This is a genomic window from Streptomyces sp. NPDC101165 (genome assembly GCF_044768135.1).
GTDB lineage: Bacteria > Actinomycetota > Actinomycetes > Streptomycetales > Streptomycetaceae > Streptomyces.
The window spans coordinates 419,673-426,047 of record NZ_JBIWPG010000008.1 but is presented as its reverse complement, the minus strand read 5'-3'; the positions used below and the strand labels follow the sequence as shown (position 1 = coordinate 426,047).

Annotated in this window: 7 protein-coding genes; all 7 read right to left on the bottom strand. The window is 69.0% G+C overall.

The genetic code is table 11. From position 1 onward, the window contains the following. Nucleotides 1-314: 314 nt before the first annotated feature. The 7 genes from ACIRVH_RS20030 to ACIRVH_RS20000 all read right to left on the bottom strand — a co-directional run bounded on the left by ACIRVH_RS20030 (nt 315) and on the right by ACIRVH_RS20000 (nt 6,360). Nucleotides 315-1,469 carry a DivIVA domain-containing protein gene (locus ACIRVH_RS20030; protein ID WP_403954899.1) on the bottom strand — a complete coding sequence of 385 codons (1,155 nt, stop codon included), beginning with the start codon at nt 1,467-1,469 and terminating at the stop codon, nt 315-317. A gap of 55 nt (nt 1,470-1,524) precedes the next feature. Further along, entirely contained in the window at nt 1,525-1,812 is a 288-nt protein-coding gene (locus ACIRVH_RS20025) for a YggT family protein (RefSeq protein ID WP_094220204.1), read from the bottom strand. A 51-nt stretch (nt 1,813-1,863) separates the two neighbouring features. Then, on the bottom strand, nt 1,864-2,505 hold the full coding sequence (locus tag ACIRVH_RS20020) for a cell division protein SepF (protein ID WP_023551436.1): 642 nt from the start codon (nt 2,503-2,505) through the stop codon (nt 1,864-1,866). A 128-nt stretch (nt 2,506-2,633) separates the two neighbouring features. Continuing rightward, nucleotides 2,634-3,353, bottom strand: a complete 720-nt coding sequence (locus ACIRVH_RS20015; protein WP_403954896.1) for a YggS family pyridoxal phosphate-dependent enzyme — start codon at nt 3,351-3,353, stop codon at nt 2,634-2,636. 6 nt (nt 3,354-3,359) lie between these two features. Then, nucleotides 3,360-4,088, bottom strand: a complete 729-nt coding sequence (pgeF, locus tag ACIRVH_RS20010; RefSeq protein WP_403954894.1) for a peptidoglycan editing factor PgeF — start codon at nt 4,086-4,088, stop codon at nt 3,360-3,362. Next, a complete protein-coding gene (ftsZ, locus tag ACIRVH_RS20005; protein ID WP_403954891.1) occupies nt 4,085-5,287 on the bottom strand; it encodes a cell division protein FtsZ in 1,203 nt (400 codons plus the stop codon). Before ftsZ ends, pgeF begins: the two co-directional genes overlap by 4 nt. Nucleotides 5,288-5,565: 278 nt before the next feature. Then, nucleotides 5,566-6,360, bottom strand: coding sequence for a cell division protein FtsQ/DivIB (locus ACIRVH_RS20000; RefSeq protein ID WP_403954888.1), 795 nt, complete (start codon nt 6,358-6,360; stop codon nt 5,566-5,568). Nucleotides 6,361-6,375 lie beyond the last annotated feature (15 nt).

Below are 6,375 nucleotides of genomic sequence, written 5' to 3'. Positions count from 1 at the left end.
GCTTCCTGGCTCCCTGCGGCTTCCGGTCTCCTCGGACCTCGAAGTCCATCGCACCCCTTGAACTGGGATGTTGCGACGACCGCTAGAACTCAAGGCGAGGAGGTCGGGCCCTTCTTCATGGGTTCCGGTGGGTGCGGTCACCGTGCGCTCACACAGTGCAGCCGCATCGCGCACACGGCGGAGCCGCATATCGATGCAGCCCGCTCCCCTGGGGTAGCAACACGCGTAAAAAGGGCGGGGCCCCGGACCGAAGTCCGGGGCCCCGCCCTGTTGAACGCTGCCGACGCCGTTGTCGTACTAGTGGCCGCGGGCCGTCAGTTGTCGTCCTCGTCGATCAGGAACCCGCGCATCGGCGACGGTGCCTGGCCCATCGGGCCGGGACCCTGCGGACGGACCGGAGCCATGGGCTGGGTCATCGCGGGGGTCATCTGCTGCTGGCCGCCGTAGGACGGGGCGGGCGGCGCCGGAGGGCCACCCATCGGCTGGTTGCCGCCGTAGGACGGGGCGCCCGCGCCGGCCGGTGCCATGGAGGGCGCCGGGGACGGCGGGAGGGACGCGGTGGCCGGGGTGCGCGGCGGAGCCAGGGAGTCGTCGGCCTGCGTCTCCAGCTGGCGCAGCTGCGACTCCAGGTACGACTTCAGACGCGTGCGGTACTCGCGCTCGAAGCCGCGCAGGTCCTCGACCTTGCGCTCCAGCGTGGCGCGCGCGGACTCCAGGGAGCCCATGGCGACGCGGTGCTTCTCCTGCGCGTCCCGCTCCAGCGCGTCCGCCTTGGCACGGGCGTCACGCTCCAGACCCTCGGCTCGGCTGCGGGCCTCGCCGACGATCTTGTTGGCCTCGGAGCGGGCCTCGGCGATCGCCTGGTCGGCGGTCTGCTGGGCCAGCGAGAGGACACGGGCGGCGCTGTCGCCACCGGGGCCCTGACCGGGGCCGCCCATCGGACCGCCCATGGGGCCGCCCATCGGGCCACCCATCTGCTGCGGCATGGGCGGCTGGCCACCCATGGGGCCCTGACCCATCGGACCCTGGCCCATCGGACCCTGGCCCATCGGACCCTGGCCCATCGGGCCGGGACCCTGCGGGCCGCCCTGACCGCCGGGACCGGCTGGCAGCTGCGGGGCGCCGCTGGGCAGCTGGGGCGGGCCACCCATGGGGCCACCCATCTGCTGCTGCGGCGGGCCCGATATGCCGGCGGGCACCGGAGCGCCGGGACCTCGCATACCCTGCTGAGGCATCCCGGGCTGCTGGTCCTGCGGCTCCGGAGGCTTGCGCATGTTCTGCTGGTTCTGGGCAGCAGCGCGCGTGGCCGCGGCCAGCTTGGCGCGCAGGTCCTCGTTCTCGCGGAGCAGACGGGTCAGCTCGGCTTCGACCTCGTCGAGGAAGGCATCGACCTCGTCCTCGTCATAGCCTTCTCGGAGGCGGACGGTCGTGAACTGCTTGTTCCGCACGTCCTCGGGGGTCAACGGCATCTCTTCACCTCAACGTAGTCATCGGCAGTCGGCAAGACCGTATCGTCCACCCTCATCACAGGAAGCTCTGCACAACGGAGATGAGGATATAGACGATGATCATCAGTACGAAGAAGGACAGGTCGAGCGCCACGCCCCCGAGACGCAGCGGCGGGATGAACCGCCGCAGAAGCTTCAACGGTGGATCGGTGACAGTGTAGGTGGCCTCAAGGACGACCACCATCGCCTTGCCGGGTTGCCACGAGCGGGCGAACTGGAAGACATAGTCCATGACCAGCCGGAAGATGAGCACAACGAGGAACACCATCAGCGCGATGTAGATCACCTGCGCGAACACGCTCATGGCCTGGACTTCCCTCTCCCCTGTTTCCGTGCTTCTTTCCGGTGGTGCGTCTCAGCTCTGGTTGAAGAACCCGCCCTCTGCGATGCGGGCCTTGTCCTCCGCCGTGACATCGACGTTAGCAGGAGACAACAGGAACACCTTCTGCGTCACCCGCTCGATGCTGCCGTGAAGACCAAACACCAAACCGGCCGCAAAGTCGACAAGTCGCTTCGCGTCTGTGTCGTCCATCTCAGTCAGATTCATGATCACCGGGGTGCCCTCACGGAAGTGTTCCCCGATGGTACGGGCCTCGTTGTACGTCCGCGGGTGAAGCGTGGTGATCCGGTAAGGCTCTCGTTCCGACACAACCTTGGGCATGATCACCGGTGCGTTCTTCTCCAGGGACTGACGTTCTTGTGTGATGGATGCCACGGGCGCGATGCGCGCCGGACGTCCGGATTCCGCGGCGAGCGAAGTCGAACGGGCCACCGGTTCACGCGGCGCGGGCGGTTGCACGATTCGCACCTCTTCGTCCCTTTGGGACTGATGTGCACTGTGCGACTGGTGTGACGATTCATGCCGTCGGTGGTCCCGCTCGGGCTCCGGGTCCAGCTCGGGCTCGAAGTCGTCGTCGGGGTCGAATCCGCGGCCGTCGTACCCATCGTCCTCCACGAGGCCGAGGTAGACCGCCATCTTGCGCATCGCGCCGGCCATGCTCTGAGTCCTCCGCTCTGTGGTGGATCGACTGACTACTGCCAAGTGCCCGCGATCCACGAGGTCGTTGTGCCCGCCTTCACAGGCATTGACCATATTTTCTGCTGTGGTCCGACTTCTTGGCGACGTTACCCGAGCCTGGGGCGGACTCCGAGTACCGCGGTGCCGACGCGCACATGTGTCGCCCCGGCGGCCACGGCCTGTTCGAGGTCCGCACTCATCCCTGCCGACACCATGGTTGCAGCAGGATGGGCTCGGCGCAGGTCAGTCGACAAATCCATGAGCCGCTCGAATGCCGCCTGTTCGCGTCCCGCGTACTCCCCGGTGAGCGGAGCGACGGTCATCAGTCCGTCGAGCCGCAGTCCGGGCGAACCAGTCACAAGGTCGGCCAACTCTTCGATTCCGCCGGGCGCCACGCCACCGCGCTCGCCCCGCAGACTCTCGCCGGCGTCGAGCGCGACCTGGATGAGACATCCCACCTCGCGCCCCACCCGCACGGCCTCGTTCGACAGCGCCGTGACGAGCCGGGCTCGGTCGACGGACTGCACGACATCGGCGTAACCGACCACGGAACGCACCTTGTTGGTCTGCAACTGGCCGACAAAATGCCAATTAAGGGGCAGATCCGCACAAGCTGCGGCCTTCGGCGCCGCGTCCTGGTCCCGGTTCTCGGCGACATGACGCACACCGAGTTCCGACAGAATCCGCACATCGCTCGCCGGGTAGGTCTTGGTGACCACGATCAGGGTCACCTCTTCCCGCTCACGCCCGGCCGCCGCGCACGCGGCGGCGATGCGCTGCTCCACTTTCGCCAGATTTGCGGCGAGTTCGGTCTTACGGTCCGTCATGCCCCATCAGTCCAGCCAGACATAGCCCGCGAGCCGCCCGGTCGTGCGGTCACGGCGGTACGAGAAGTGATCGCCCGACTCCAACGTGCACACCGGCGACTGCGCCCGGTCGCACACCCCGAGCCGGTCGAGCTGTGCGTGCACTCCGGCGCCCACGTCGACCGCGGGTGTGCCCCAGCTCGTCTCGGCGTGCGCCCTCGGCTCGACGGCGGTCACTTCGGCGCGCATCTGCTCCGGCACCTCGTAGCACCGGCCGCAGACGGCCGGTCCGGTGCGGGCGACGATCCGGCCCGGCTCGGCGCCGAGTTCGGCCATGGCCCGTACGGCAGCGGAAACGATCCCCTTGATCATGCCGGGCCGCCCGGCGTGGGCCGCGGCCACGACCCCGGCGACGGGGTCGGCCAGCAGCACCGGCACGCAGTCGGCGGTGAGGACGGCCAGGGCGAGTCCCCGGCGGACGGTGACGATCGCGTCGACCTCCGGCACGGGCCGTTCACCCCAGGGCGCGTCCACGACGGCCACGTCGGCGCCGTGCACCTGGTTCATCCAGACGACCTGCCCGGCGTCCAGCCCGAGCGCCTTCGCGGCCAGCTCCCGGTTCTCCCGTACCGCCGCGGGGTCGTCCCCGACCGCGCCGCCGAGGTTGAGCTCCTCATACGGAGCGGCGCTCACCCCGCCCCACCGGTCGGTGAAGGCGAAGTGCGCGCCGCTCACGCTCTCGCGCTGTCCTATCACTTCAGGAAGTCCGGGACGTCCAGTTCCTCGGCCGCGCTGTCCGCGTAGCTCCGCGACGACGGGACCGGCGGGGCGGCCGGGACGTCGGCCACCGGCTCCGGCGCCGGCTCCGGCTCCTCCTTCGGGGTCACGCTGCCCAGCGAGCCGAAGGACGGGCGGCTCTCAGGCTGCCGTACCGGAGTGGGCTCCTCGCGGCGGGCCGGGGCCGAGGAGGAGGCCGAGCCGAGAACGTTGTCCCGGCGGGCCGGCGGCTGGCCGCCGTCGAAGCCGGCAGCGATCACGGTGACCCGCACCTCGTCGCCGAGGGCGTCGTCGATGACCGCGCCGAAGATGATGTTGGCCTCGGGGTGGGCGGCCTCGCTGACCAGCTGGGCGGCCTCGTTGATCTCGAACAGGCCGAGGTCGGAGCCGCCGGAGATGGAGAGCAGGACGCCCCGGGCGCCGTCGATGGAGGCCTCGAGGAGCGGCGAGGAGATCGCCATCTCGGCGGCGGCCACCGCGCGGTCGTCGCCGCGGGCCGAGCCGATGCCCATCAGGGCCGAACCGGCCTCGGACATGACCGACTTGACGTCGGCGAAGTCGAGGTTGATCAGACCGGGGGTGGTGATGAGGTCGGTGATGCCCTGAACACCGGAGAGCAGGACCTGGTCGGCGGACTTGAAGGCGTCCAGGACCGAGACCTGGCGGTCCGAGATGGACAGCAGCCGGTCGTTCGGGATGACGATGAGGGTGTCGACCTCTTCGCGCAGCTCGGCGATGCCGTCCTCGGCCTGGTTCGCGCGGCGCCGTCCCTCGAAGGTGAACGGGCGCGTGACCACGCCGATGGTGAGGGCGCCCAGCGAGCGCGCGATGTTGGCCACGACGGGCGCGCCGCCGGTGCCGGTGCCGCCGCCTTCACCGGCCGTCACGAAGACCATGTCGGCCCCCTTGAGGACCTCCTCGATCTCCTCGCGGTGGTCCTCGGCGGCCTTGCGGCCGACGGCCGGGTTGGCTCCGGCGCCGAGTCCGCGGGTGAGTTCGCGGCCGACGTCGAGCTTGACATCGGCGTCGCTCATCAACAGCGCCTGTGCGTCGGTGTTGATGGCGATGAACTCGACACCCTTGAGACCGACCTCGATCATCCGGTTGATGGCATTGACACCACCGCCGCCGACACCGATGACCTTGATGACTGCGAGGTAGTTCTGCGGTGCTGCCACGTCGAAGGCCTCTCGCCTCGAATTACGTTGTCGCCACCGGGCGGTTCCCCGCACCGGGACGACGGATGCCGAATGGGACGGTCCGAACGCCGACCCGAACCCTAACCCTGAAGTTTAGGGTTACCAGTGTGTCTGTTCCCTGGAGTCTTCTGAACAGGACACTAAGTCGACAAGTGGCGCCCGTTCAACGAACACGCCGAACCTCCCGTTTTTCTTTTCACCCTATGTGATCAGCCATAGCAGTGCCCAACCAGGGTGCTGGCCTGCGCTGATGTGCGTCAACTCCCCGATGACGCAGGGGCGGTGGGGACGCTGACGTCGAAGTGCCGCGCACCGGGAGCTGCTTTCATGAGAGCTGTGAGGGCCCGTGCCTTGGCGCGGCCGCTCTCGCCGCTACCCCATGCCACGGTGCGGCCGTCGCCCAACTCCAGCGAGATGTCGTCGTAGGAGCGGACTTGGACGGTCCGCGCGTCCCGGGCGACCGCGGCCGGCAGGTCACCGGCGACCCGGACCGCCTCGCGCACCAGCCGGTCGGTGCCGAAACGCCGGAAACTGGCGGAACCGGAACCCTTGCGGGATGCGGTCAATTCCAGCGCCGGAACGCCTTTCGGCGCCTGCGAAACCGTGGCGAAACGGACACCTTCATCGTCGACCTCGATGAAGTTCCCGGCTTTCCGGACAAGTAGCACCGGGGTGCGCTCGACCACTTTCAGACCGATTCCATGGGGCCAGGAACGGACGACATCAACGGTGTCAATTCGGGGCAATTTCCGGCGAAGTCGGGCCGCGATGGCGTCCGTGTCGACGGAAATCAGTGGGTCCCCGACCGGCACCGAGGCGGCCTCGCGCACGTCGGCGGGGGTCAGGACGCGGGTGCCCGAGACCGAGACGCGCTGCACGCGCAGCCACGAGGAGCCGTACAACACCCAAGTGGAACCCGCCCCGAGGAGCACCAGGGCGACCGCCAGAATGACGATCGTACGAAGGCGGGGTTTCCTCAACCGCCGCGCGAGCGGCGGGCCGGACGACTCCTGCTGGCGTTCACCGCGCTCGGCGGTCGTCGGTCCGGCCACGCTCACTGCCCCTTC